22 protein-coding genes and 1 tRNA gene are annotated in these 26,058 nt (G+C 61.3%); 13 read left to right on the top strand and 10 right to left on the bottom strand.

Annotation, left to right across the window (positions count from 1 at the left end):
- Nucleotides 1–251 precede the first annotated feature (251 nt).
- The 7 genes from BN1724_RS07675 to BN1724_RS07705 all read left to right on the top strand — a co-directional run bounded on the left by BN1724_RS07675 (nt 252) and on the right by BN1724_RS07705 (nt 7,492).
- Nucleotides 252–1,556 carry a sensor histidine kinase gene (locus tag BN1724_RS07675; RefSeq protein ID WP_058234882.1) on the top strand — a complete coding sequence of 435 codons (1,305 nt, stop codon included), beginning with the start codon at nt 252–254 and terminating at the stop codon, nt 1,554–1,556.
- Nucleotides 1,553–2,248, top strand: coding sequence for a response regulator (locus tag BN1724_RS07680; protein WP_058234883.1), 696 nt, complete (start codon nt 1,553–1,555; stop codon nt 2,246–2,248). The genes BN1724_RS07675 and BN1724_RS07680 overlap by 4 nt, the downstream gene beginning before the upstream one ends.
- A gap of 95 nt (nt 2,249–2,343) precedes the next feature.
- Nucleotides 2,344–2,925, top strand: coding sequence for a hypothetical protein (locus BN1724_RS07685; protein ID WP_058234884.1), 582 nt, complete (start codon nt 2,344–2,346; stop codon nt 2,923–2,925).
- Between the two features lie 24 nt (nt 2,926–2,949).
- Nucleotides 2,950–3,657 (top strand): hypothetical protein, encoded by a 708-nt coding sequence (locus BN1724_RS07690; RefSeq protein WP_157085816.1) that lies wholly within the window; start codon nt 2,950–2,952, stop codon nt 3,655–3,657.
- A 277-nt stretch (nt 3,658–3,934) separates the two neighbouring features.
- Nucleotides 3,935–4,816: a TVP38/TMEM64 family protein gene (locus BN1724_RS13195; RefSeq protein ID WP_197671771.1), complete on the top strand. Its 882-nt coding sequence runs from the start codon at nt 3,935–3,937 to the stop codon at nt 4,814–4,816.
- A complete protein-coding gene (locus BN1724_RS07700; protein WP_084252869.1) occupies nt 4,813–6,279 on the top strand; it encodes a glycosyltransferase family 4 protein in 1,467 nt (488 codons plus the stop codon). Before BN1724_RS13195 ends, BN1724_RS07700 begins: the two co-directional genes overlap by 4 nt.
- Before the next feature lie 4 nt (nt 6,280–6,283).
- The gene (locus tag BN1724_RS07705; protein ID WP_231928199.1) at nt 6,284–7,492 is read left to right on the top strand and encodes a glycosyltransferase family 4 protein; all 1,209 of its coding nucleotides are present in this window, start codon (nt 6,284–6,286) and stop codon (nt 7,490–7,492) included.
- Nucleotides 7,493–7,700: 208 nt separating this feature from the next.
- On the opposite strand, the gene groL is transcribed toward BN1724_RS07705, so the two are convergent.
- The 4 genes from groL to BN1724_RS07725 form a co-directional block, all read right to left on the bottom strand.
- Nucleotides 7,701–9,335, bottom strand: coding sequence for a chaperonin GroEL (groL, locus tag BN1724_RS07710; protein ID WP_058234886.1), 1,635 nt, complete (start codon nt 9,333–9,335; stop codon nt 7,701–7,703).
- A 295-nt stretch (nt 9,336–9,630) separates the two neighbouring features.
- Nucleotides 9,631–10,461, bottom strand: a complete 831-nt coding sequence (locus BN1724_RS07715) for a polysaccharide deacetylase family protein (protein ID WP_197671772.1) — start codon at nt 10,459–10,461, stop codon at nt 9,631–9,633.
- Nucleotides 10,462–10,572: 111 nt separating this feature from the next.
- The gene (locus BN1724_RS07720; RefSeq protein WP_058234888.1) at nt 10,573–11,127 is read right to left on the bottom strand and encodes a LytR C-terminal domain-containing protein; all 555 of its coding nucleotides are present in this window, start codon (nt 11,125–11,127) and stop codon (nt 10,573–10,575) included.
- A 143-nt stretch (nt 11,128–11,270) separates the two neighbouring features.
- Nucleotides 11,271–11,549 (bottom strand): DUF3263 domain-containing protein, encoded by a 279-nt coding sequence (locus BN1724_RS07725; RefSeq protein WP_058235871.1) that lies wholly within the window; start codon nt 11,547–11,549, stop codon nt 11,271–11,273.
- 110 nt (nt 11,550–11,659) lie between these two features.
- Between BN1724_RS07725 and BN1724_RS07730 the strand changes: the two genes are divergently transcribed.
- Nucleotides 11,660–12,337, top strand: a complete 678-nt coding sequence (locus BN1724_RS07730; RefSeq protein WP_058234889.1) for a uracil-DNA glycosylase — start codon at nt 11,660–11,662, stop codon at nt 12,335–12,337.
- 240 nt (nt 12,338–12,577) lie between these two features.
- Here BN1724_RS07730 and BN1724_RS07735 read toward each other — a convergent pair whose 3' ends face one another.
- Complete coding sequence (locus BN1724_RS07735; protein WP_058234890.1) at nt 12,578–13,699, bottom strand: siderophore-interacting protein; 1,122 nt, start codon at nt 13,697–13,699, stop codon at nt 12,578–12,580.
- 141 nt (nt 13,700–13,840) lie between these two features.
- On the opposite strand from BN1724_RS07735, the gene BN1724_RS07740 reads away from it, so the two are divergent.
- The gene (locus BN1724_RS07740) at nt 13,841–14,542 is read left to right on the top strand and encodes a TetR/AcrR family transcriptional regulator (RefSeq protein WP_058234891.1); all 702 of its coding nucleotides are present in this window, start codon (nt 13,841–13,843) and stop codon (nt 14,540–14,542) included.
- A gap of 292 nt (nt 14,543–14,834) precedes the next feature.
- Here BN1724_RS07740 and BN1724_RS07745 read toward each other — a convergent pair.
- The 3 genes from BN1724_RS07745 to BN1724_RS07755 form a co-directional block, all read right to left on the bottom strand.
- Nucleotides 14,835–14,907, bottom strand: a tRNA-Thr gene (locus tag BN1724_RS07745).
- Between the two features lie 91 nt (nt 14,908–14,998).
- A complete protein-coding gene (locus tag BN1724_RS07750; protein WP_058234892.1) occupies nt 14,999–15,787 on the bottom strand; it encodes a DsbA family protein in 789 nt (262 codons plus the stop codon).
- 248 nt (nt 15,788–16,035) lie between these two features.
- Nucleotides 16,036–18,273 carry a serine/threonine-protein kinase gene (locus BN1724_RS07755; RefSeq protein WP_058234893.1) on the bottom strand — a complete coding sequence of 746 codons (2,238 nt, stop codon included), beginning with the start codon at nt 18,271–18,273 and terminating at the stop codon, nt 16,036–16,038.
- A gap of 262 nt (nt 18,274–18,535) precedes the next feature.
- Here BN1724_RS07755 and BN1724_RS07760 point away from each other — a divergent pair, with 262 nt between their 5' ends.
- The 4 genes from BN1724_RS07760 to BN1724_RS07780 all read left to right on the top strand — a co-directional run bounded on the left by BN1724_RS07760 (nt 18,536) and on the right by BN1724_RS07780 (nt 24,257).
- Entirely contained in the window at nt 18,536–18,760 is a 225-nt protein-coding gene (locus tag BN1724_RS07760) for a heavy-metal-associated domain-containing protein (protein WP_058234894.1), read from the top strand.
- Nucleotides 18,761–18,764: 4 nt separating this feature from the next.
- A complete protein-coding gene (locus BN1724_RS07765) occupies nt 18,765–21,128 on the top strand; it encodes a heavy metal translocating P-type ATPase (RefSeq protein ID WP_231928200.1) in 2,364 nt (787 codons plus the stop codon).
- Between the two features lie 552 nt (nt 21,129–21,680).
- Nucleotides 21,681–22,583, top strand: a complete 903-nt coding sequence (focA, locus tag BN1724_RS07775) for a formate transporter FocA (protein WP_058234896.1) — start codon at nt 21,681–21,683, stop codon at nt 22,581–22,583.
- Between the two features lie 198 nt (nt 22,584–22,781).
- Entirely contained in the window at nt 22,782–24,257 is a 1,476-nt protein-coding gene (locus BN1724_RS07780) for an FAD-dependent oxidoreductase (RefSeq protein ID WP_058234897.1), read from the top strand.
- Between the two features lie 156 nt (nt 24,258–24,413).
- On the opposite strand, the gene BN1724_RS07785 is transcribed toward BN1724_RS07780, so the two are convergent.
- Nucleotides 24,414–24,761: a hypothetical protein gene (locus tag BN1724_RS07785; RefSeq protein ID WP_058234898.1), complete on the bottom strand. Its 348-nt coding sequence runs from the start codon at nt 24,759–24,761 to the stop codon at nt 24,414–24,416.
- A gap of 29 nt (nt 24,762–24,790) precedes the next feature.
- Complete coding sequence (locus BN1724_RS07790; protein WP_058234899.1) at nt 24,791–26,002, bottom strand: pyridoxal phosphate-dependent aminotransferase; 1,212 nt, start codon at nt 26,000–26,002, stop codon at nt 24,791–24,793.
- Between the last annotated feature and the right edge of the window lie 56 nt (nt 26,003–26,058).

Genomic DNA, 26,058 nt, shown 5'->3' on the forward strand with positions numbered 1-26,058 from the left:
CGGCAGCGCGGAATTCTCATCACCTCCCGTTCATTGTCGAGAGCATGGCCGACGCCGGGCAGTTTTCTAGCTCAACGATCAGCCCCCAGTTATTACTTCAGATAGACGCGCTGCCCTGATCACAGAGGGCATGGTTATGGCATGGAAGCGTTACTGAAGGCACAAAGCCCATCCAAGGCGTGCCGAAACCGCCAGGTCGTCGACGATGTCTTCCGGACACTGGTGGCTGGCCGAAGCCGATGGATAACGGTATGACGACCAGAGGAAATCACGATGCAGATCGACGTAAGATAGGCAACCCGCAGCGCCACTCCTGGATCTCTCGACCCGCGGTGCGCGAGACGTTACTTATCGGAATCTCCGCGATACTCAGCATTACGTCCTACCTCATCAATCTCGCGATCGCACGTCTCACCGAACAACCGTGGGCCGCAAGCGGAAACTGGGTGACCATTGCGCTGCTGTTGATCATCGCTCAAGCAGCAATGCTCCATTGGCGGCAGCGACGGCCATTTCTGACTTTTTGCATCATCTACCTCCTATCTATCGCCCTCACGGTAGTGCTTGGGAACAGGAGTCTCGCAGCCGGACCTACCCTGTGGATCGCCATTTTCTTCCTCGCCGCCAACACGGGCGCGAGAATCTCGGTCAGCACCCTGCTCTTCGCCGCAATGATCGATGTGGCCCTCCAGGCTGCGGTGATGGATATGGCAACCCAAATTCCAGCCCTCGCCGGAACGGATGAGCTGACGAGAACACTCTGGCTCGGCTCCGCCATTGTCATCAACGTGGCCGTGAAGTATACGATCTGCTCATTCCTGGGAGCATGGGTGGCGTTGCAACGCAGAAGAACCGAACTCGCCGTAGAGCGCACAGCACTGATCCGGAGAGAAAGCGAGGCCCGGGTTCGTGAAGCGGTTGCCCGTGAACGCGCCACTATGGCACGCGAGCTCCATGATGTCGCTGCGCACCATCTTTCAGGAATAGCGGTCCAGAGCAGAGCCGCGCTTCACGTTCATCCGTCTGAGCCTGACACAGTCGGTGAGTTGTTGCGCGGCATCCGAGACCAGAGCCAAGACACCCTCACCAGCCTCCGCCAGATCGTCGGAATTCTTAGAAAAGACGAGGACCAAGAGCTGTCGCCCCAACCGATGATCGAGGACATCGGCGAGCTCGTCGAATCGATCCGTCGTCTCAACACCATTGTCAAATTCAGCGTGGACGGCAACCTGAGCAAACTCTCTCCAGCCGTTTCACTTGCCTGTTACCGGGTTGTGCAAGAGTCACTCTCAAATGTGCAAAAACACGCATCCGGAGCCAGCGTATCGATCTATATCCAGAATCACGAAGACCGGGTAGAGGTTGAGATCGAAAACAGCCGGCCAGCCCACGAGCCGGACCGCGAAACCGGCGTTGTCGATGGAGGTTTCGGACTCACCGGAATGCGGGAACGCGTCCAGATTCTTGGCGGGCGATTTGACGCGGGCCCAACCGAGGGCGGCGGATGGAGCACCAAAGCGGTCATTCCTACGAGAGAAAGAACAGAAGTCCGATGATTCGCGTTCTCATTGCCGATGACCAGCTCGTCATTCGCAGCGGCTTCAAACTCTTCCTCCGAGACGAGCCGGACATCGAAGTCGTGGGAGAAGCCTCCTCTGGATTGGAAGCCGTGCGCAAGGCGCGAGACCTCAACGCGGATGTAGTCCTTATGGACATCCGCATGCCCGGAGGAGATGGCATTACCGCGACCCGCGAGCTAACCGGCCCCGGGGTGGCTGATCCAATCGCCGTCATCATCGTCACCACTTTCGACCTTGACGAGTACATTTTCGGCGCGCTTGAAAGCGGAGCAGCAGGATTTCTCCTCAAAGACGCTGATCCTGATGCGCTCGCATGGGCGGTGCGTGCCGCTGCCCGCGGCGACGGGCTCGTCTCACCTTCAGTCACTCGCCGAGTAATTACCGAGTTCGCACGCCGACAGCGGCCCAAAGCACTCGATGTGCTGCGCTCACCTGACCTACTGACGTCGCGAGAACTGGACATCGTGCGGGCACTCGCCAGAGGCATGAGCAATCAAGAGATAGCCGACCAGCTGCACCTCGAAGTCGGCACGGTCAAGACTCATTTGAACCGGATCACGACGAAGTTAGATCTCCGAGGCCGAGTGCAGATCGTCGTATGGGCCTTCCAGCAAAACCTTCCGGGAATCTGGGAGGTACCCGTCGCTTCCGACTGGTACACGCAATAAGCCGAGAGGTCCTCTATTGCACATTCCGATAGTTACAGCAAAACATCTATCGGAAGATGGACGCGCTCTGCTGACGTCTTCGCAAGGATTTAATTATGGACCTTTCGCATCGACCACCGCGGCCGCACGGTGCCGACAGCACTCCGGGTATCGCCACCAAATACATCGTGACACTCATCATCGGTGCCTTCCTCACCGTATGCGGACCTGGTCTCGGAGTGCTCATCGGAACCATCTCGCTGGTTCCCTCTGCATTCGGAAGCGCCAAACACAGTCAGCTGTCCCCGTCGACATCTATCGATCTCGATGCTGGTGAGTCGGTCTTCCTCCTGGTGCCAGTTGCAGAACTCGAATTTGCCAATTACCGAGAATGCACAGCAAAAGCAAGTGACGGGGTCGAGGCGGCGGTCTCATATCAGCCGGCCAGCGCCTTAAATACCATCGCGAACGGAACCCGCTATGAGTCCTTCGGGAGTATTACAGCTGAGAAAGCTGGTACTTACACGGTCTCCTGCGGAACTCAAAAGAATGTGATTATGGCGCCGCCCTTCGATATCGGATTTATTTTTGGCCCATTCGGGTGGTGGACTGCGGGAGGCTTCCTCGTGTCTCTCGGCGGGATTGTCATGGTGATCATCTCAATCGTTCGGCTCGCCACTTCGACCAAAGCGACCTGAGCCCCTACGCCTTTAGGTATCACCATGGGAGCGACAATGTTACAAGACTCCGCCGCTAACCGGCTTCCGGGCTTCGCCTATGCAATCGCTGGTCTCACTGTCACCAGCATGATCGTCTGGTCGTTCGTTCAGTGGCCGGAAATGGCGCCGAGTATCATCACCCGCGAAGCCGCAGGTAACCATGGCACGAGCAGTGTTCCGCGCTTGATATCAGCAGGAGCAATGCCGATGGCCCTAATTCTGCTGACGATCTTCATGGGGTTTGCCCCACGGATCGACGCGCGTTACCTAAAGCTTCTAGGAGACCCTGGCACTGCTGGGCCGAGCAGTCAAAAGGCCACCCCGCGGGTGCTCGGACTCATTTTAATCGGGATGAGTGTTCTTCTCGGCACGCTGCACGTCGTCATCGTCGGCCTTTATACACCAGGAGAGCTCCCGACCACCTCGCTGATCGCTTCTGCGGTCGGTGTGTTTATCCTCGTGCTCAGTTTCGCGTTTCCTATGATCACACCACGACCCGTGACTGGGTACGAATTCGAGCACCGCCTCCGCGCTACGCAGCGCCGCGCATACCGCACCGTAGCTCCACTCGTCATGATGGTCACGGCAGTAGCGATGATCGTCGCCGCCTGGATCGCACCGAACCTCGCACTCCCCATCGGGATCAGTGGGGTAACGATCATGTTCGCCGGTATCGCCATTGCCGCAGTTTTCCGAGCCCGACGACCATGATAGATAGCTAACGGCCATTCCCTGAGGCTAGGCCACCGGTCGTCTCGTCACTGGCGTACCTCGTCGGTATGTCCACCCACAGGATGGTACGAGGTGCACAAGGGTAGCCCGCAGTATGTTGTCATGCCAGGTCACGGCGGGGTGATATGGAGGCTATGGACCTTAACCACCCGCACGCTCTCTCGCGTCTTCAGCCTACCCGGCGTGGTGACAGTGCACACCGTAACGTCGGGGCAGCCCCCTGGCAGAGCGGGAACGTAACCGGGAGGATAATGGTATGACCGGTCACCAGACGGCATCCGTTCCTGTCCACGAGATGCCTGCACATATGTCAGACCTGTCTGGGTCGCTGCCATCGGGGCGGCTACTTCCATCCAACGTGGCACCCCAATCAAGCGCTATCCAAAACTTCATCCAGCGTGTCCTCCCCCGCCGATATCGGCCCGGCAGGCTTCTATCCTGGCGCACCCCTCAGGCCCGTTTTGGCGCAGCCCCCAGCGGTGGCGGCAGCACCGCCGTGTGGCATGGTCCCTGGCTGTATGAAGGGCTGGAGGTTGATCCGAATACTCCGACGCCAATCGGTTTGAAGATCGCTCGCTGGTCCACACCGGTTGTGATGGCGGCGTCGGTCGCACTGTTGATTTACGGGTACATCAGCGGTGCCTTTTCTTCGGTTCCGGAACTGCAGCAGACCATGGCTGAGCTCGGTTGGTGGGCGCCGATCCTGTTCATCCTGCTGCAAGCGGTGCAAATCGTGTTCCCGGTGTTACCCGGTGGCATCGGCATCGTGGCTGGTCCCATCCTGTTTGGGCCGGCGCTCGGTTCGCTCTACAACTATCTCGGAATCTGTATCGGGTCCCTCTACGTCTTCCATTTAGCGCGTATGCACGGGGTTCCGCTGATCTTAAAAGTCTTCCCTAAAAAGCTCTTTATTCGCTATCGACGCTGGACCGAGCACCCCCATTTCACCCGCTGGTTCGCCGTGGCGATTGTGTTGCCCGTGGCCCCGGATGACTTCCTGTGCTATCTCGCCGGGACAACCAAAATGTCGGCCCGAACATACTGGCTCATTATTTTGCTTGGGAAACCGTGGTCAATCCTCGCGTACAGCTTCGGATTGATTTACCTGATGAATATGATCCCGGGAGTGCACGTATGAGCCTCCTGCGCCGACACCTAGCGCGGCACCTACGAAAGCGCAGGCGCGCATCCTTAACCGGTGCATCCAGCTTCTCGCGTCGGCTGATAACTCGGCGCTCCGCGGCAACCTCCCGTCGAGCCTCGTCAGGGTCCAGCCAGTCTCCTTTAACGTCACACGAGTCTCGGACAGCACCGGCCGGTCACTGCCCTGCACAGACCCACCAGAACCTGTCTGATCCAGTCACGATCTGTCAGTACACGGGTCTGTTGCGGCTGCTAGATGCAAGCGGCCTTGGGGTGGCGGTCAAACACCAGCGCGAAACCTACCGCCGTCTGGGGGTTCGCCTCACCGAGTCACCTCTGCGCTGCGATGCAGTCCACCTGAACTCTGTGTTTCCGGATTCGGTGCTGGTCGGGTGGCTTGCGCGACGGCTAGGTCGTCCGGTGGTGGTTCACGCCCACTCGACCGAGGAAGATTTCCGTGGTTCGTTTCGCGGCTCTGACCTTCTCGCCCCGTTGTTTCGCCACTGGATTCGCTTCGTGTATTCCCAGGCCGACCTTCTGCTCACCCCAACCGAGTATTCAAAGCGCCTGGTGACGGCGTACGGGGTGCGCAGACCCGTGGCCGCGATCTCCAACGGCATTGATACCGACACTTTCGCACCCGATCCCGCCGCCGGGCAGCGTTTCCGCGAACGCTACGGCTTGAGGGGTGATGATCGGGTCGTCGTCAGCGTTGGTCACTATTTTGCGCGCAAAGGCATTATCGAGTTCGTCGAGGTTGCCCGCCAACTGCCCGATGTTCACTTTGTGTGGTTCGGTTCGACACCCCGGTCCGTTCTCACCCCGGATGTCGCCCACGCAATAGATACCGCGCCGACGAATGTTCTATTCCCCGGCTTTGTGCCCGCCGACCAGATTCGCGATGCTTTTTGTGGGGCCGACGCATTTTGTTTTCTCACCCGGGAAGAGACCGAAGGCATTGTGGTGCTGGAGGCGCTGGCGTGTGAAACTCCGGTGATCGTACGAGACATCCCGGTCTATGAGGGCTGGCTGAGCCCGGACGCCACGGACAAAATCGATGCCAGCGATTACCCGGCTATTGCGGCGCAGGCTGCGCAGTCCCTCCGTTCGATCTTTGCTCTTACCCCTGATCAGCGTGCGGCACGGGTGGCCCGCGGTCGCGGTATTGCCGCTGACCGGAGCCTCGACGCGGTGGCGCAGCGACTCGCGTCACTTCTGGAGTCCGTTGGGGTGCCGACGCTGAGCCATATCCCGGAGCGCGCTCAACCGCCGATGCCCACCCGGCGGTCAGAGCACACCGGCAAAACCAGGCTCAGCCGTATCAAGGGACTTCACCGAGGGCCACACCGTGGCCACACTGCAGGTGATAAAAAACGCGGCCCTTTATCTCACGTCATGCGGACACCGCAGGGAGATAGCGACAATACTGGGGGTAGCGACCGTGACAATGAATGGTGATTTGATGAGTGAACAGACCGCGCCGGGTTCTCAGCCTCCGTTGCGCATCGCCATCTTCACAGAGGTTTTCTTGCCCAAAGTCGACGGCGTTGTGACAACTCTGTTGCACACTATTGATGAACTGACAGCTGCCGGCCACGAAGTTCTCGTGTTTGCCCCGGGTAAAGGTCCGGATCATTACGGCTCATGTCGAGTGGTGCGCGTGCGTGCGCTACCATTCCGACCCTGGTACCCAGAAATCTCGGTCGGGATGCCGGGGCCGACAATCTCTCGGGAGTTCATGCGTTTCCAGCCGGACGTCGTGCACGCATGCAGCCCGGTATGGCTCGCTGCCTACGGAGTTTTGTATGCCCGACGCCGTCACACCCCGATCGTAGCCTCGTACCACACCGATATTCCCCGGTACATGGATGCCCTGGGGCTTAAGTACCTGCGCCCGGCGGCAACCGCTTGGCTTCGACGTCTACACAACAGCGCAGACGTCAACCTGTGCCCGTCCCGGCCCCTCATTGACGAAGCCCGCGCCGGGGGACTTAACCGGGTCAGTCTGTGGCCCGGTGCTGTGGACACCGCCCTATTTCACCCGACGCGCCGCTGCCAGGAGATGCGGGCCCGGCTCACCAATGGCGACGTTGATCGGCCTGTGGTGTTGTCTGTTGGCCGTCTATCTAAAGAAAAAGGGCTGGATCAGCTGATCACCACGATGGAGATGCTGCCGCACGCCCGGATCGCGTTCGTGGGCAGCGGCCCGCACGAAACGCAGCTGAAGCATCGGTTTGCTCACCTTCCGGCCACGTTCCTCGGTCACATGAGCGGCATCGAACTCGCTACGGCATTCGCCAGCGCAGATGTGTTCGCGTTCCCGTCGTGCACCGACACACTCGGACTGGTGTCGTTGGAGTCGATGGCTTCGGGTGTGCCTGTTGTCGGGTGCCGGGCCGGAGGTATTCCCGACACGATTCGTGACGGCGAAACAGGTTTTCTAGTTGATCCACATGACCCTCACCAGATGGCTGCCCGCCTCGGAGTGATCCTCGATAATCCGGGAATTCGCGACCGGATGGGGGCTGCTGCCCGCCTGGATGCAGAGAAGCGGTCGTGGTCACTGGCAACTGCCACCCTGCTGTCGGCCTATCGCACCGCCATTGCGCGGCAACGGGTCGGAACCGTTACTGACCTGATGCGCACCTTCGACACGGTCGAAGCCGCCTAACGCATACCCATAGCAAGGCGCCCCGCCTCCCATAGGAGACGGGGCGCCTTATTCGCTTCTGTGCACCATCGCGGGTTACTCCCCCGGATGACTGGGCACCGCGGTCCGCACCCGCGTTGACCGCAGCCGACGGGTGCGATCACACGGATGCTAGACCGCGTGGCGAATGGGAACAGCTATGTGGAATGGAACCAGCCCTGAGGCTGGATCACATCATGCCGCCCATTCCACCCATGCCCATGTCTTCGCCACCGGCAGCCGGCTTCGGCGGCTCCGGCTTGTCGGCGACAACAGCCTCGGTGGTCAGGAACAGACCCGCAATGGAAGCCGCGTTCTGAAGAGCCGAACGGGTCACCTTCACCGGGTCGATGATGCCAGCGCCGATCAGGTTCTCGTACTCGCCGGTCGCAGCGTTCAGGCCCTCGCCAACCGGCAGACCCTTCACCTTTTCCGCGACGACGCCGCCCTCGAGACCAGCGTTCACAGCGATCTGCTTCAGCGGAGCCTCGATGGCAACCTTCACGATGTTGGCACCGGTAGCCTCGTCGCCCTCGAGCGACAGCGAACCGAATACCTCTTTGCCTGCCTGCAGAAGAGCCACGCCACCACCGGCGACGATGCCTTCTTCAACCGCAGCCTTGGCGTTACGCACGGCATCTTCAATGCGGTGCTTGCGCTCCTTCAGCTCAACCTCAGTGGCTGCACCCGCCTTGATCACGGCGACGCCACCAGCGAGCTTGGCCAGGCGCTCCTGAAGCTTCTCGCGGTCGTAATCGGAGTCGGAGTTCTCGATCTCCTTGCGGATCTGGGAGACGCGTCCGGCGATCTGGTCGGCGTCACCCGCACCCTCAACGATGGTGGTTTCGTCTTTGGTGACAACAACCTTGCGTGCCTGGCCGAGCATTTCCAGACCGGCGCTCTCCAGATTGAGACCAACCTCTTCGGAGATGACCTGGCCACCGGTGAGGATCGCCATGTCCTGCAGCATCGCCTTACGACGATCGCCGAATCCGGGAGCCTTCACGGCGACCGATTTGAAGGATCCACGCAGTTTGTTCATGATGAGCAAGGCGAGAGCTTCACCCTCGATGTCCTCGGCGATGATCGCCAGCGGCTTGCTCGACTTGATGACCTTCTCCAGCAGCGGGACAAGGTCCTTCAGGGTGGAGATCTTGGAGTTCACCAGGAGGATGTAGGGATCCTCCAAGACGACCTCCTGACGCTCCGCATCGGTGACGAAGTAGCCCGAGATGTAGCCCTTGTCGAAACGCATGCCCTCGGTCAGCTCCAGCTCGAGGCCCATGGTGTTGGATTCCTCGACGGTGATGACGCCTTCCTTGCCAACCTTGTCCAGCGCCTCGGCGATGAGCTCACCAATGGCCGGATCAGCTGCGGAAATGGCTGCGGTGTTCGCGATCTGCTCTTTGGTCTCAACCTCAACGGCCTGATCCAGGAGCTTATCGGTGACAGCGGTAACTGCCTTGTCAATACCGCGCTTGAGCGCGATCGGGTTCGTGCCAGCGGCCACGTTGCGCAGACCTTCGCGCACCAGGGCCTGAGCCAGCACGGTAGCGGTGGTGGTGCCGTCGCCCGCGATGTCGTCGGTCTTCTTAGCGACCTCTTTGACGAGCTCCGCACCGATTTTCTCGTACGGATCTTCGAGCTCGATCTCCTTAGCGATCGAGACGCCGTCGTTGGTGATGGTGGGGGCTCCCCACTTCTTCTCCAGCACGACGTTACGGCCCTTGGGGCCGAGGGTGACCTTGACGGCGTCCGCAAGCGAGTTCATGCCTCGCTCAAGGCCGCGCCGGGCCTCCTCGTGGAAAGAGATGATCTTGGCCATGATGGATTGATCTCCCGTGTGTGTTGTTGTTCCTCACCTGTGCCCGCGACGGACGGGACAGGTGCGGGCGTTCACGTCACGGCCACACCAGGCCCTCACAGGTTCGGACAGTTCGTGGTCGACCTCGGGTATACCGGGCCGAACTGCACTCCTGGTTCTTAACTTGTGATCCCTCGACTGAGCTGCGCAGCTGGGCGCAGATCAGCCAAGTTTTGTCACTCTCAACCAGAGAGTGCTAACCCATCATAAGCACTCACCGGGTGCGAGTGCTAATAGTTCGCCGAGGGAATATTGACTACTGCCCGGGGAGCGAGTGCAGCTCGCTGACCGTGACGAAACGCCATCCATCCGCTGTCATCTCAGCGACGAGGCGGTCGAGCTCACGCATCAACGCATCGGTGGGATCACCCCGCCCATCATGAGCCAGCACAATGGACCCAGGGGTTGCCAGCCGTTGCACCTGCTCGCGACACCACCCGGGTTCAGCCCCGGTGACATGATGGGACCACAGCACCAGATCAAGACCGGCCCGGGCGGCAGTAAACAGGACCGGGGCGCTCAACCCTCCGTACGGGGGCCGCCACAAAACAGGACCTGCTCCGGCAGCGCGCAACGCATCCAGACCACGACGAACCTGGTCGGTCACCACCTCAAGCGGTTCCGGGCCCAGATTGGTGTGGTCATACCCGTGCAACGCCACCTCGTGGCCGTGGGCGATCACCTCCCGAGTCAGGTCGGGATGTTTCGCAGCAAACTCACCGAGCTCAAAAAATGTGGCCCTCGCCCCGTGACGACCCAGGAAGTCCAGCACCTGGGGAGTCCAGCGAGGATCCGGTCCATCGTCGAAGGTCAAAGCGATCACGCGTTCAGCCACCTGTCGCCGAAACAAGACCGCGGGGGCAATTTCATCAGCGGTTCGTTCATCGCGCGGAGGGGCCGCATTGCGCCGCAGTTCACGCCGCATCCACTGCTCACCCGCCACGGCTGTTGAACCGGCCCCTAAGGCGCATGCCCCGACCCCAATCCCCGCCGTCACCAGGGAACGGCGACCTGGACGGGTGCGTGCACCCCCTCTGCCCGACGCAGGCCCATTGGACACGCCGGCGACTAGACGGTCAGAAGGCATGCGGTCAGTGGCGGATACCCGGGCACCTCTGGGCGCGCGGCTCGTCGTCGATGCCCGGTCAGATGAGTTGAGCGGACCCTCACGTGGACCCTGGGGAGCAACCATATGCGGTCAGTTCCCCGGTTCACGCGTGGCAATGAACGTGATCGGAGATTCGTAGTCGGAGGATTGCTGCGGCTGTCCCGCCCCAACTTCCTGAGCCAGGGCTTCAGCTGCTCCTCGGTTCGCCTCATTTTTGTAGAACACGATCGGATCCTGCTGCCGATTAGCGGAGTTGCCCGTCCCGACATTGGTCCAACCGCTGCGTTGCAAAGACCGCTTCCAGTCGCCCGCCAAACCGCTGATACCACTGCCGTTGAGCACCCGGACCTTCAGCGTCTTATCCACGGCAGCGGGTGGCTGCGGATTGTGTGTCGGCGATCCACTTGGACCGGCTGCCGTGGGTTCCGCCGATGGCTGCGATCCTTTGTCTCCGACACCCCCGCCCGTGACGATCAGAGAAATCACGAGGGCAAGGACAGCGATTAGCGCGACCGCACCGACGATGAGGTAGACCAGGTTCCGGCGCCAAAATGGCTCCTCAGCGCGGTGTGCGCCTTGGTGTCGTGTCTGCTGCGCCTCAAAGTCAAACTCGTCGGGCGGGTGCGGGTAGTCGGAATCAGCCACGCTTCCATTAAAGCGGGTCAGCAGAGGAAAGCAGAGCAGACGCCCCGAATCTGAGCTATCTAGCCTCCTATGCACACCTTAGTTCGACCATAAATCTGGTTTTAGACGGCTATTCAGTCCCCTCACCGTGGGGATGATGGTCGCTATTGCGCAGAGGATGCCGTGCGACTGCTGATCCGGCGAGCACGCAGACGGTTGATCAGAGCCGGTGCAGCGGCGAGCGCAGCCGGGTTATCCAGCAGACGATTGAGCCGGATCAGGTAGACAGTCGGGCTCAATCCCAAGTCCTCACGGATGCGTCGTTCCTTCGCTCCGGCGTATCGGAATGTCTGCGCTTCGAGTTCGAGGATGCGGCGTTCCAGATCAGTCAGAGCATGGTCTGCTTGGCTGTTGGGACCGCCCGAGTCGATGGCAGGGGACATGAGAAAAAGGGTAGTCCACTGCGGGTTTACTGCAGGACCGTTCAGCCAGACAAGCCGCCCATCATCTTTGACAAGCCGAATACTCACCGAGGATCTGAAACACTAAGGGCATGTCGCGTCCTTTGGCAGAGATCATCGCCCCCGACTGGGCTCACGCCCTCGCCCCGGTGGAGAACCTGATTCATGAGCTCGGAGAGTTCTTGCGCGTCGAAAGCCGTGCAGGCCGGCGATATCTTCCCGCCGGCGATCGCGTTTTGAGGGCTTTTACCCGCCCGATGTCCGAGGTAAAGGTGCTGATCGTGGGGCAAGATCCGTACCCCACGCCCGGACACGCCGTGGGGTTGTCGTTTTCAGTCGAGCGCGATGTTCGGCCTTTGCCGCGCTCGCTGACCAATATTTACGCGGAACTGTCTTCCGACCTGGACATCACTCCCGCCCCTCATGGGGATTTATCAGCCTGGGCGGACCAGGGGGTGTTGCTGCTCAACAGGGTGCTGTCGGTGCAAGCGGGCACTCCGGGCTCCCACCGCGGTAAAGGCTGGGAAACAGTGACCGAATGTGCCATTAAGGCGCTGGTAGCTCGGGGCGGTCAGCTAGTTGCAGTGCTCTGGGGCCGCGATGCGCAGTCGCTCACCCCGTGGCTCGGGAATGTCCCCTGTGTGGCTTCGGCCCATCCGAGTCCGCTGTCGGCGTCCCGCGGTTTCTTCGGGTCGCGTCCGTTTTCCCGGGTCAACGAATTGCTCGGACAGCAGGGCGCTTCGCCGGTCGATTGGCGTCTTCACGATTAAGGGTCGGCGCCCGGTGTGCGCTGGCCTGTGCTCGGGCCAGGCGCCACATCGGCTCGAAGCTCGCAGTAGCCGAGTGCGCGGGTCAGATGACCTGCTGGGTCAGATGACCTCCCGAGTCAGGCGGACGTCCGTTGCTATTAGGCGGACGCCCGAGTCAGGCGGTCACCCATTGCTAACTGAATGCCTGGGTCGGGTAAAAGGCTGTGACAGGTGGACGGCTGACTTAGGCGGACGCTGGCGTCAGCTGAGCGCCCGGCCGCGACACCAGTACCCCATAAACGCCACTTGGCGACGATCTATCCCGAGGTCGCGGACGAGATACCGGCGTATCCCTTTAACCACACCTGACTCTCCCGCAATCCAGGCGTACAGATCTGACGTCGCGCAGGCATCACCGACAGCTGAACCCCGCGGCACGACGGAGTCTGCATTGCGGGGCACATCCCACAGCAGCGGGTCATCGGTATCGACCTCGTCATGACCAGCGCGGTCACCGTCATGACCAGCGCGGCCACCGTTATGACGACAGTCACTGCGCTCACAGCGGTCACCGTCATGACGACGGTCACTGCGGCGTGTGCGATCTCCGTCAAACACCGCGTCGTCGATGCGGTGAGAACTTACGGACGCAGAGGCAAGGTCACGTACCGCCTGGTCTAGTCGCTCCCCCAGTCGCGCGCCATCGCGCGGAAGCCACACGATATCCATATGCGGGCTGGCACAGCGCACATCGTCGAGGATGTCCTGGGAAGTCGGCACTTCCAGTAAAGCGGCGCCGCGAGCTGTCTCCGGTAAAGAACTGAGGATCGAGCCCATGGCCGGGACCGCGGTTTCGTCTCCTGCCAGCAAGATCTGCTCAGCTGAACCGGGCCTGAATTCAATGGCGGAACACTCTCCCTCGGCGGTGTAGTCGGGACCCAGAATGAAAATGGTGTCGCCGGGGCGCGCCTCAGCCGCCCACGCCGCAGCTGGGCCTCCTCGCCCGTCAGCGTCAGTGTGCATGACCACGTCGACGTCAATTTCGCCTCCGACGCCTCCTGGCCCGGGCCGCCACGTACGGACGGTGTAGGTGCGCATGACGCCACGGTCGGTTTCGGGGAGGCGCAACCAGGGCTGATACCAAGAAAAGTCCTCGCCGTCGAATGAATCGATGAAGGCAGGCAGGTCAAAGCGTTGGGTCTGCGGCGCGGCCTGAAGAGTGGGAACCACCAGCTTGATCCGCAGGTCAAGGACATCTTCGGTAAGACCGAATCGGTCAAGGCCCGGCCCGCCGAACGTGATGCGACGAAAGGCAGGCGATAAGTCCCGGGTCGCGAGCACTTCGGCATCTAAGCAGGCGATGGCACGACGAGTCCGAGTCATAGTGGCTCCGGGGAGAGGTGATGGCGGCAGAAACTCAGCTTATCGCAACACGATTATTGCGAATTGATGTCTCACGGTGGGGCTGCACGATACCCCAGCCATCCTTCTCGCCCGATGAGGCCTCCCGTCTATAATCCGGCCATGCCAAAATCCCGTTCACATGATGAGGCTCTGCGCGGGGATCTCGTGCTTCAAGCCGCACAGATGCTCGCTGAGAACGGAGCCGACGGGTTATCTCTGCGAGATCTCGCCAGCGCCGCCAACACCTCCACCACCGCGATTTACACGCTCTTTGGCGGCAAGCAGGAACTGATCGACGCAGTCCTCGCCGAAGGGTTCGCAAGCTTCAGTATTTCCCAGGCATCGGTTGAGCTTGGCGACGATCCGCGCCGCACCCTGGTGGCGCTCAGCCACGCCTACCGCGCATGGGCGCTGGAGAATCCTGCCCTGTACGGGGTCATGTTCAGCCGGCCAGCGATCGAGGTCGACCCGTCCTCGGTGCTCGCCTCCACCATGATTGCCTCCATCGGCCCCCTGCGCGAAGCCTGCGAGCTGCTAGCCCGCGCTGCTGACGAAAACACCGACGAAGACCCCAACCAAAACACCCCGCGCCGCATCCAGACGAATACTCACCGCTTCCAGCACACCCCCCATGCGGATTCGCTGGCTCGCACCCTGTGGGCCGCCCTCCATGGCTGGGTGGAATTAGAGCGACAAGGCTTACTCGGGGGCCCGCTCGATCCCTTTACCTGCGGCACCACGCGGGCAACCAGCGAGAATTATCCCGACACCGACACAACGTTTGAACACTTCGTGGCGGGGGTCGTCGCTGGTCTGCACTAAAAGATCACTCCGGCTGAGTTCCTGACCAATAGGTTCCACAGCAGAGACATCCCCATCAAAGAGTCCGTCACTAAAGACGTGCTCGTTCAAAGCTCCCGCCGCCAAAGAGCTCCCGACCCACGAGATCATCGCAGGTTATCGCCAACAAGCGACGGCCTACACAAACACAAAAACGATTGCCGCCGAAACTGAGCACGAAAAAGCCGGGTGGGTAAGAATCTCAGACTCTTACCCACCCGGCTTTACACGGTCACACCGCTTTCCGGGTCTAGATCACCAGACACCGGCACTGAGCTGGAGACGGGACTTGAACCCGCAACCGCCCGATTACAAGTCGGGTGCGCTACCAATTGCGCCACTCCAGCACGGCGACTGCTGCGATGAACAGCCCCCGCTAGTGTAACCGGCTCAGTAACCTATAGCAGTCGTGACCGAGGTGGAATCGCTCTCACGCGGTTAGGCACCCGCGCGAGCAGCCTCGATTGCCTTGCCCAATTCTCCGGGCGACGTAAAGTCACCCTTCCACTGCTTACCGTTAATCAAGATGGTGGGAGTGCCCTGGGTATCTTTTTGAGCTTCCACCTCAACAACCTTCTCAACCCACGGAATGTAGGTGCCATCAGCAATGCACTCTGCCACCTTGGGGCCGGCACCCGCCTGGGTGGCAAGGTCGGTAATCTGCTTATTCGGCAGGCCCGCTGAACCTTCCGGCGGCTGGTTAGCAAACATCAGCTCGTCGAACTTCATGTAATTGGCTTTGTTGTCCGCGTACACACACACCGCGGCGTTCGCGGCCCGGCTGGAGAAATCACCGGTGGTTGACATGCGGTTCAGGAACGTCCGGGGGTGGAAACGCACGGTGGCTTCGTTGTTAGCGACAACCTTTTGCAAGTCGGGGCCAGATGCGTGAGTGAATGCACCACAGGCTGGGCACATAAAGTCGACGTACACGTCAACGACCGGCTTGCCCGATCCCTCTCCCGGACCGAGCTCCAGGTAGCTCGCACCCTGGGCAATCCCGGGAGGTGGCGTCACCGGCTTGTCCGGCTCCACGCTGCGATAAATCGCATATCCAATGCCGGACACGATAGCGAGCGCAATAATCACGCCCGCGGTAATGATGATGGTCCTCAGACGGCGCTGCCTACGCAGTTCCGCTTCTCGCTGCTGGCGCAATGCTTCGCGTTGGGCCGCGCGCTTGTCCTTCGCGGACTCTGACGCGGAACCCTTGCTGGGCGGGGTCATGGGGCCTCCTGCTAGTTCGTGTCCGTATACGGTTAGTCCGTGTCCACGTGCGATTAGTTCATGTCTATATGCGGTGGTATCCGGCTTGAGCGTGAGTCTATGGCGGACTAGAGCCCACATTCTATGGCCGAGACCACCATCGCAGGTCATGGCATTGGACCTGCTCCCTGCTCGGCGACCATGCTATTGGCCTCACCTGAGGCAGCAGCTGCGTATCGAAACGCTCCGGGCCACACCCGGGCACCCCGTTATGAACGCCAAAATGCCAGCCACTGCATGAGCTGTGCCTGCGGAAACGGCACATAGTCAACGTGTCCGTGGCGGGTCATGGCGGCGGCGATGATGCAACCCGCCACCACAATAAGCAGGGCGAGGATACCTGCGGTCCAGCCAAAGGTGGGTGCGGCTGCATCAACCAGCCGATGCGCACCATCCCGGGTCATCCGCGATGCCGGCCCCACCCAGGTCAGCAGCAGAACAATGGCCATCATGCCGGCGGTCACGAAAGCGTCAGACGGGGCCACCGCGCCGACGAAGTGGAGCAGTCCGACCGCCGAGAAGGCGAGCAGCACCGCGAGTAGAACGGGCAGCATGCTCATGAGGATGGATTCCGCAAAGGACCAAAGCAGTCGCCACGGGCTCACCAGTCCGACCGCCCAGGCGTCACCCGCGCGCGGGCCGCGTTCGCTGCGGCGTCGTTCGAGTTGGCGAGCGCCGCGCAACCAGGTTCGAGCCACCGCGTTAAGCAGCAGGAAGAGCCCGAAGGCGAGGTAGGGCACCACGGTGGCTAGCAGCACGAGCAGGAGGTGCCCGCACCATATGATGCCCGGTCTGCGTCGAACAGATTGCTGGGACTGGACGGGGTCAGGGGGCCATGGTGCGGGTGGCGCACCGTAGGCCGGCTGGGCGGCCAGGTCATAACCAGGTTGGGCGGGCATGTGGTAGCCCGGCTGAGTGGGCATGCCATATCCCGGCTGAGGCGGTACCGCATAACCCTGCCCATAAACCTGGGTGGGAGCGGAGTTCGTTCCCAGGTTCGGCAGCACCTCGGTTCGATCACTGGCGACGTGTCCATGAAGGACTTCGGTGCTGTCTGCGTTGTCTCGGGGGCCGCTTTCAGCCCCTAACCCTGCGGCGCCTACGCCTAGTGCGCCCGCCATACGCGAACCTGCTACACCCGCGCCTGCCATACCCGCATTTGCTACGCCCGCACCTAGGGACCCCATGCCCGCCGTTCCCGCACCCGCCGCACCCGCCGCACCTGCGGAAGGTAGGGCACCATGTAGGTCCAGTGGGCTCAGTACCGTCGTCGGGGCATCAGACGCATCGTAACGACCGGATATAACCTCGGTTTTCAGATCGTCCTCTCGCGACCTGCCGGTCAGACCAGGAGCCCCGGCTGGAACAGGCACCGTCGGCGGGAGGGGAGTCACTGGTGAAGCGGGAGGCATCCCTCCCACGGGGGTGGGCAGCGGCTCAGAGACCGTGGAGAGCGGCGATGTCACTGCTTCTGACGATGCTTCAGACGCCGCGGCACCTGCACTCTCGCCGCCACCGGAGTGAAGATCCGATACGGAGAGCACTTCTGTGGCACCGGGGTCGTCGTAGACGGTGAGGTCGAGCTGAGCGAGCCGTTGGATTAATTGGCCGGGATCAACGCGGTCGGCAGGGTCGGGCTGAAGGGCGTCGCGCAACCACCTTCGCAGTTCAGCTGGGGCTCCGGCGCTATCAATTTCGCCTTTTTCTGCCCGCATGAGAACGAGGTCTACCCGCCCGGATCCGAAGGGGTCGCGGCCGGTGGCTGCGAACGCGACCAGGGCAGCCCATGCCCACCAGTCTGCGGCGGGCCCGGTGATGTTTGTGCGGGCCAGTTCCGGGTCCAGGTAGGCGGCTGTTCCCATGACCAGGCCTGTGGAGGTGAGGCGGGATTCTTCGGCTGCTTGGGCGATCCCGAAGTCGATGATGACCGGGTCGAGACGTTCGCCGTCCGGGTCGAAGGAGATGAGATCGGTTTCGGTGGCGCCGCGCAGCAGGATGTTGGAGGGTTTGAGGTCGCGGTGGACCAGGCCTGCGCGGTGGATGGTTTGGAGAGTTTCGCCGAGCATGACCCCGATTTCGCGCACTGCTTCGGGGTGTAGGCCGCCGTGACGGCGGGCTGCCTCGTCGAGCGTGGGTCCCTGGATGAACTCGGTGACGATAAAGGCTTCGTCGGATTCAAGTTCGGCATCAAGTACTTGGGCGATGTTGTCGCTGCGTACGCGTTGGAGGGCTTTGACTTCGCGGGCGAGTCGCTGGCGGGCCTGTTGATCGCCGCCGATTTCTGGGCGAAGCATTTTGATCGCCACGTCGCGGCCTTCGGCGTCTCGGGCGCGGTAGACGATGCCCATGCCTCCGGAGCCGATGCGTTCTGCGACGTCGTAGCCCGATTCATCGGCCAGAGCCCGGCGTCGGAGGTCGCCGCCGCTTGCTCGGTAGAAGTCGGTCATGCCCGCCACTCTATAGAGATAAGCGGTGCGGTGGCGTTGCGGCCACCTAGACGGTCTTGCTCCTCACATTTACTGCGCCATGACATCTAAGGGGCCACGTCAGCCCCTTTTCTGAAAGACTGCTGAATATAATCTGAATATTGGCAGGCTAGACAAGATACCCCTGGGGGGTATTATTAACTGTGTTCCCACGGAGAACCCGACGGAACACCCCCGGTGCGCACCACATGCCCACCGAAACGCTAACCACAAGGAGCATCACATGACCACCACGACCTACCAGGTAACCGGGCTGACCTGCGGACACTGCGTCAAAGCCGTCACCGAAGAAGTTGGGGAACTGCACGGCGTCAGCTCCGTCAATGTCGACCTCGTCAAAGGCGGCGCGTCAACCCTGACCATCACCTCCGAAAGCCCGCTCGAACGCGACGCCGTCCAAGCCGCACTCCACGAAGCAGGCGACACCTACGATCTCCAAGGAGAGTAAAACCATGACCCAGGTCATGCCTGAGCGCACGACGCCCCCATCCGAGACAGGCGATCTGCGCCGAGTCGATCTCGACATCACCGGGATGACGTGTGCTTCCTGCGTCTCCCGGGTCGAAAAGAAACTGAAAAAACTCGACGGTGTGCAGGCGAGCGTCAACCTAGCCCTCGAACGCGCCAGCGTCCTGGTGCCGCTTGGCCCCCGCGCCGACGGCACCACCATCACCGATGACGAGCTCGTCGCCGCCATCGAAAAAGGCGGCTACGGAGCCCACGTCCGGCACGCCGACGGGCCCGACTCCAATGCAGCCGGACCCTCGGCCGCCGAGATGGACGAGCGCGACGCCGCCGCAGTCCGCCAACACCGCGACGCCCGGCAGCGAACCATCGTCGCCGCCTCCCTCGCCATTCCAGTTCTGCTGCTATCTATGATTCCCGCCATCCAATTCCCCGGATGGCAATGGGTGGTATTCATCCTCGCCACCCCGGTTGTGTTCTACTGCGCCTACCCCTTCCACCGCGCAGCCATCACCAACCTCCGCCACGGCAGCGCCACCATGGACACCCTGGTCTCACTCGGGGTCACTGCCGCATACCTCTGGTCAGTCTGGGCCCTATTCTTCGGAGGGGCTGGACACCTGGGCATGACCATGAGCTTCAGCCTCACCCCAGCCATCCAGGCCTCCGGACACCACGAGATCTACTTTGAATCCGCAGCCGTGGTCACAACCCTGGTTCTGCTCGGACGCTGGGCCCAGGCCCGCGCTGTGCGCCGCTCTTCCGAAGCCCTGCGCACCCTACTCGACCTCGGAGCTAAAGAAGCAACCCTGCTCGAGCTCACCCCCGACGGCCAAACCCGCGAAGTTACCGTCCCGATTGACCGCCTCACCCCCGGCGATGTCTTCGTCGTCCGGCCCGGCGAGAAAATCGCGACCGACGGCGTCGTCATCGACGGACACAGCGCCGTCGACCGTTCCATGCTGACCGGCGAATCCGTTCCCGAAGATGTCGAGACCGGCAGCGAGGTCGCAGGGGCCACCGTCAACGCCTCCGGACGCCTCCTAGTGCGCGCCACCCACGTCGGAGCCGACACCCAGCTCTCACACATCGCCCGTCTGGTCGAACAAGCGCAGTCATCCAAGGCCCCTGTTCAGCACCTGGTCGATCGCATCAGCGGCGTTTTCGTCCCGGTTGTGATCATCCTTGCGCTCATCACCCTGTTCGGATGGGCCCTGACCGGACACACCTGGGAACAGGCCCTCACCGCAGCGGTGGCAGTCCTAGTGATTGCATGCCCGTGCGCGCTCGGCCTGGCCACCCCCACCGCGATCATGGTGGGAACCGGACGCGGAGCCGAACTGGGCATCCTGATCCGTTCCGCTCAAGCTCTCGAAGCCACCCGGCGCATCAGCACCGTCGTGCTCGATAAAACCGGCACGCTGACAACCGGAACCATGCAGGTCGCAGAGGTTACGCTGATCCCGAACACCACCGGTAACCAGCTCGATGCAGACACCATCGTGCGCCTAACCGGGGCCGTCGAAAACGGCAGCGAACACCCCATTGCACGGGCCATCGTGGAATCAGTCATTGACCGGCTCGGCCCCAACGCACTCGATGACCTCGACCTCTCCGAGGCCGGAGCTGTCGCAGGTACCGGTATGCGCGCGACAGTCAACGGACACCAGGTTGATGTGCGACGGCCAGCTGCCGACGATAACCTGCCCGCTCAGCTCACAGACGCCATCACCGCAGCGGGTTCCCAGGGCCGCTCCGTCGCCCTGACCGTGATCGACGGCGAACCCGTTGCCCTCTGGCAAATTTCCGACACCATCCGCGAGGAAACCCCGGCGGCACTCGCCGAACTGCGCCGCCTCGGTATCACCCCGGTGCTCGCCACAGGTGATTCACCGGAGGCTGCCCAGGCCCTCGCCACCCAACTCGGCATCGACGAAGTGCATGCGCGACAAAGTCCCGAGGACAAACTCGCCCTGGTCACCTCCCTGCAAGAGCGGGAACACGCGCATGGCGGTCAGGTAGCCATGGCCGGTGACGGGATCAACGACACCGCGGCGCTAGCCCAAGCCGATCTCGGAATTGCCATGGGATCAGGAACCGACGCGGCGATGGCTAGCGGCGACATCGTGGCATCCAGCGGCTCCATCGCCGCGGTGCCGACCGCTGTCCGGCTAGCTCGCTCCACGCTATCGACGATTCGCTGGAACCTGTTCTGGGCGTTCATCTACAACGTGATTGCGATTCCGCTAGCGATGCTGGGCATCCTTGGACCGCTGATTGCGGGCGCCGCCATGGCGTTCTCCAGTGTCTTCGTGGTCTCCAACTCGTTGCGTCTGCGCCGATTCCGCTGAGGGATCTCACGACAGCCAACACGATATCGCAACGTCCGCTACCGCATGATTCCGCTATCCGGATTCATTCCCGGAATATCGCGTCAGATCCTGCTTCGTCGCTAAGATAAAAGGGCTTGTGACTCATGCTATGAGTCACAAGCCCTTTTACGAAGGCGTCTGGACATCAACGTCCTTCGACCGAAGGAGCTGACACTCGCGAGAGAGGGATCATGCGGTGCGCACTCCAGACTCCCCCCCCGACGCGATCACCATCACGATGTCCCATTGCCTGACATTTGATGCATCGATCAACTGAAAGCTCAACGGCTTTAAATGCCTCGACCTTGAAGGGGATGGCACCGTCGCCATCGCGACCCATAGACCAGGATTCGTCCTTGTCCATCCCAGCGAAGAATTTCCCGCGGTCCCCACCTAAAAAGCTTCTTCACCCAACGGCTTCGCCAGACCGCTTAGCAACCTCTGGTGCAAAAATGCCAGGACCAATCCCGACTTCACGCTCGACAAAGCGGTACATTGTGGTCTGCACAACACGACCACGATTGAGGAGCCATGGACGATCTCGCCGGCAAAATGACTATTGCTGCCCCGCCACAGATGGCAAAGCTGCTCGACGAAGGCATGGTTGCCAAGGCAACTAAAGACAAACTGACCATGTTCCTGCTGGCCTTGTCAGGCGGCGCCTTCATCGGCCTGGGTTTCATCTTCTATGTGACCTCCCAGCAGAGCCTGCAGGGGTTCCCGCTCGGGATCGCGAAAGTCATCGGCGGTTTTGTGTTCTCCGTCGGCCTGATCGCGGTGGTGCTGTCCGGTTCAGACCTGTTCACCGGCACCACCATGACTATGGTCTCGCGCCTGACTCACAAGATTTCCACCGCCCAGATGCTCGCCCACTGGGGCATTAGCTACGTCGGAAACCTGGTGGGCTCGCTAGTCGTTGCCGTGCTGATTATCTTGGCGGGCACTCCCACCACCAACGGCGGGGCCTGGGGCGTTGTCGTCATGAACGTGGCGAACTCGAAGGTTCACCACACCTGGGTCCAGTCTCTCGTGCTCGGCTTGCTCGCGAACTTCGCCGTCTGCCTCGGGGTGTGGTTGTCCTATTCCGGACGATCCACGGTGGACAAAATGCTCGGCATCGCCGGGCCCATCGCACTGTTCGTCGCATCCGGTTTTGAGCACTCAGTTGCCAACATGTTCATGCTGCCCACCGGTCTGCTCATTAAGTACACGGGAGGAGAGGCTTTCTGGTCCTCCCCTGCCGTCACCGCAGCCCACCTCACGCCCGACAGCTTCTCGGGGCTGACCGTCGGCACCGCCATCTGGAACAACCTGATCCCGGTGACTATCGGCAACGTTATTGGCGGCGCACTGTTTATCGGCGCGTACTTCTGGCTGTGCTACCTCCGCCCGCACCGGGCTGCCGAGGCTAAGCAAGCCCTGCACAAGGCCTGAGCACCCGAAGGCGCCAAGTCCCCGCCGGCGCCTGACGAGGCCGACTGAATCATCCTCGACCCTCCACGTGATGCACAACGCCTGATTCAGTGCTCGATGCCCCTCTCACCCGGGGGCTTCCCGCATATACAGTGGAGGCCGTTATTCACCCGCCTTCATTCGGTGTGCCCGGTGAAGGCCCGACTCCCACGAGGGCCCATGTTCTCCACTTCTCCGTTGCGCCTCGCTGTCATCGGCGCAGGTCCGGCCGGCATTTATGCTGCCGAGACACTCACGAAGACCGACGCCGTCAAGTCCGGCGAACTGCCCGTCGCCATTGACCTTTTCGATCAGCTCCCTACACCGTTCGGGCTGATTCGCTACGGCGTGGCGCCCGACCATCCTCGGATCAAAGGGATTATCACCGCGCTGCACCGTATCCTCGGCCGTGGCGATATCCGTTTCTTTGGCAACGTGGCGTTCGGAACCGATCTGACCCTCGCTGAACTGCGCGAACACTATGACGCAATCATTTTCGCCACCGGTGCGTTAAAGGATGCCGCACTTGATATTCCGGGAATCGACCTCGACGGCTCCTACGGCGGTGCCGACTTTGTAGCCTGGTACGACGGTAACCCCGACTATCCGCGCACCTGGCCGTTGACTGCTGAGCAGGTGGCTGTGATCGGCAACGGAAATGTGGCCTTGGACATCGCCCGGGTGCTCGCGAAATCTGCCGACGAGCTGCTGACCACTGAAATTCCAGCCAATGTGTATGAAGGTCTCGCGGCATCGCCGGTGACCGATGTGCACGTGTTCGGGCGCCGTGGACCCTGCCAGGTCAAGTTCACTCCTTTGGAGACCCGGGAACTCGCCCATCCACGCGGAGTGCAGATGGTGCTCGATCCCCGGGACTTCGACCAGGTGTCCGACGAGGAATGGGAAATCGTCTCGCGCGATAACCGTCAAAAGCAGGTAGTTGACACCTTCACCCGCTGGTTGGAGGAGCAAAAGGAGCGCGAAGCGTCGGGGGCTGAACCCGTGGATGCCCACGGCAACCCGGTCCAGCGTCGCCTGCACCTGCACTTTTGGCATCGTCCGGTCGAGGTGCTCGGCACGGACGGCAAGGTGACCGGGATGCGGTTTGAACGCACGCGGCTCGATGAATCGGGAGCGATCGTCGGCACTGGCGAGATGGTGGACTACGAGCTCGGCGCTGTGTACCGGGCTGTTGGCTATTTCGGAACCGAGCTGCCGGAGATCCCCTTCAATACGCAGCGCGGGGTGATCCGTAATGCCGCCGGGCGGGTGTTGGACGAGAACGATTCGCCGATCCCGGGTTTGTACACCAACGGGTGGATTAAGCGTGGACCGGTGGGGCTGATCGGCGCGACGAAGTCCGATGCGCTGGAGACCATCACCTGTCTGCTGGAGGATCTACCGAATCTAGTTCCGGCTCCGGATCGAGACCCTGAATCTACCTTCCGTCTGCTGGATTCCAAGGGCGTGGATTACACCACCTGGGAAGGCTGGCTGCGTTTGGAAGAGCATGAGAAGGCGCTCGGCGCCGAGACGTTGGATGCCGACGGCAATCCGCGGGCCCGGGTCAAGGTGGTTGAGCGCGACGAGATGGTCGCCATTGCCGGTCATCGTGCTGAACTTGATGAGGACAACGCGCCGTCCGCATCTGCGTGATGTCGATGGGCGCGGCACTGTCGCCGAATTCCGCGTGGATCGGATGCCCTGGATGCCCTCACTCAGGGCATCCGATACCCAGGATGGGCCGTGCCCCTGGGCCGATACCGACCGCGGCTGACGCGCACCTGGGCTGATGGCCGCTCAGAGGCCCGATCAGGACCAGCCGATGACCGCGTCCTGCAATGCAGCTGTGTCGACTTTGCCGAAGCTATCGCGCGGTAGGGCACCGGCGGGAAGCCCTTCAACGATCAACCCGACCTGGTCCCCGTTCTGGGCATCGTCCGCACGTTTATGGTCTCGGTCAATACGCGCGATCTTTACGGTGTGCCTCTGCTCATTGAGGGTGTAGACGGCAGTCTGGCCTGCGTTGACTTTGCCAAACGTGATCACGCTCAGCAACACGACGTCTCGCGCCCCAAACGCAATCGCGTCATGAATGTCAGCGCTAAACGAGGAGGTCGGTACGGGCCTGGAATCTGAACGACGTGAGAATATCCCCATGTCCGGATCCTATCGTTCACGGTAGATCGTTAACGGCGAATTGTGCCGAGGAAGTCTGCAAGACGCCCCATAGCATCGGTCAAGATATTCACATCAGGCAAAGTCACCACCCGGAAGTGATCGGGTTCAGACCAGTTAAATCCGGTGCCCTGCACGATCAGCAGTTTCTTTTCCCGCAGAAGTTCCAGCGCAAATTGCACATCGTCGTCAACCCGATACATCTCACGGTCAATACGCGGAAACAGATAGAGCGCTCCCTGCGCTTTTTCGCAGGTGATACCCGGGATTTGCGTGAGCAGACGGTGCGCCACCGACATCTGTTCGTACAGCCGACCGTTGGGCAAAATCAGGTCGTTGATTGACTGGTAGCCGCCCAGGGCAGTGGCGACCACATGCTGAGCGGGCACATTGGGGCACAGTCGCATATTCGCTAAAACATCGAGACCTTCAATGAAGTTACTGGCGTGTTCTTTGGGTCCATAAAGCGTCATCCAACCGGACCGGAAACCCGCCACCCGGTACGCTTTCGACAGCCCATTAAAGGTGATGGATAGAAGGTCGGGGGCGAGCTGAGCCACTGAAGTGTGGGTGGCATCGTCATACAAAATTTTGTCGTAGATTTCGTCGGCGAGCAGGAGCAGGCCGTGCTCACGGGCAATGGCGATCATGCCTTCCAGCACCGACGGCGGATAGACCGCACCGGTGGGGTTATTTGGGTTGATAATGACCAGTGCTTTGGTGCGGGGCGTGACCTTGGCTGCGAGGTCTTCAAGGTCGGGCCACCAGTGGTTGGATTCATCGCAGCGATAGTGCACCGGGGTTCCCCCGGCAAGTGCCACACAGGCCGTCCACAGCGGATAATCCGGGGCAGGGATCAACACTTCATCGCCGTTGTCCACGAGCGCCTGCAGCGACATTTGGATCAGCTCGCTGACCCCGTTGCCGAGATACACATCGTCGAGTTCAATACCGGGCATGCCCTTGGTCTGGTAATACTGCGCCACCGCACGCCGCGCGGCAGGGATACCCTTCGAGTCGGAGTATCCCTGCGCCGTCGGAAGCATGCGGATCATGTCGACCAGGATTTCGTCCGGGGCTTCAAACCCGAACGGGGCTGGGTTGCCGATGTTCAGCTTGATGATTTTCTGTCCCTCAGCCTCCATCCTGGCGGCCTCAGCGGGCACCGGTCCTCTGATTTCGTAGCAGACGTGGCGCAGCTTTGAGGACTGGGTGAAGATCATGATGCCCCTCCGATGTGGTCGAAGGCCCAGCCTATAAAACGCCTCGCGGTAGCGGG

Source organism: Devriesea agamarum (assembly GCF_900070355.1).
Taxonomy (GTDB): Bacteria; Actinomycetota; Actinomycetes; order Actinomycetales; family Dermabacteraceae; genus Devriesea; species Devriesea agamarum.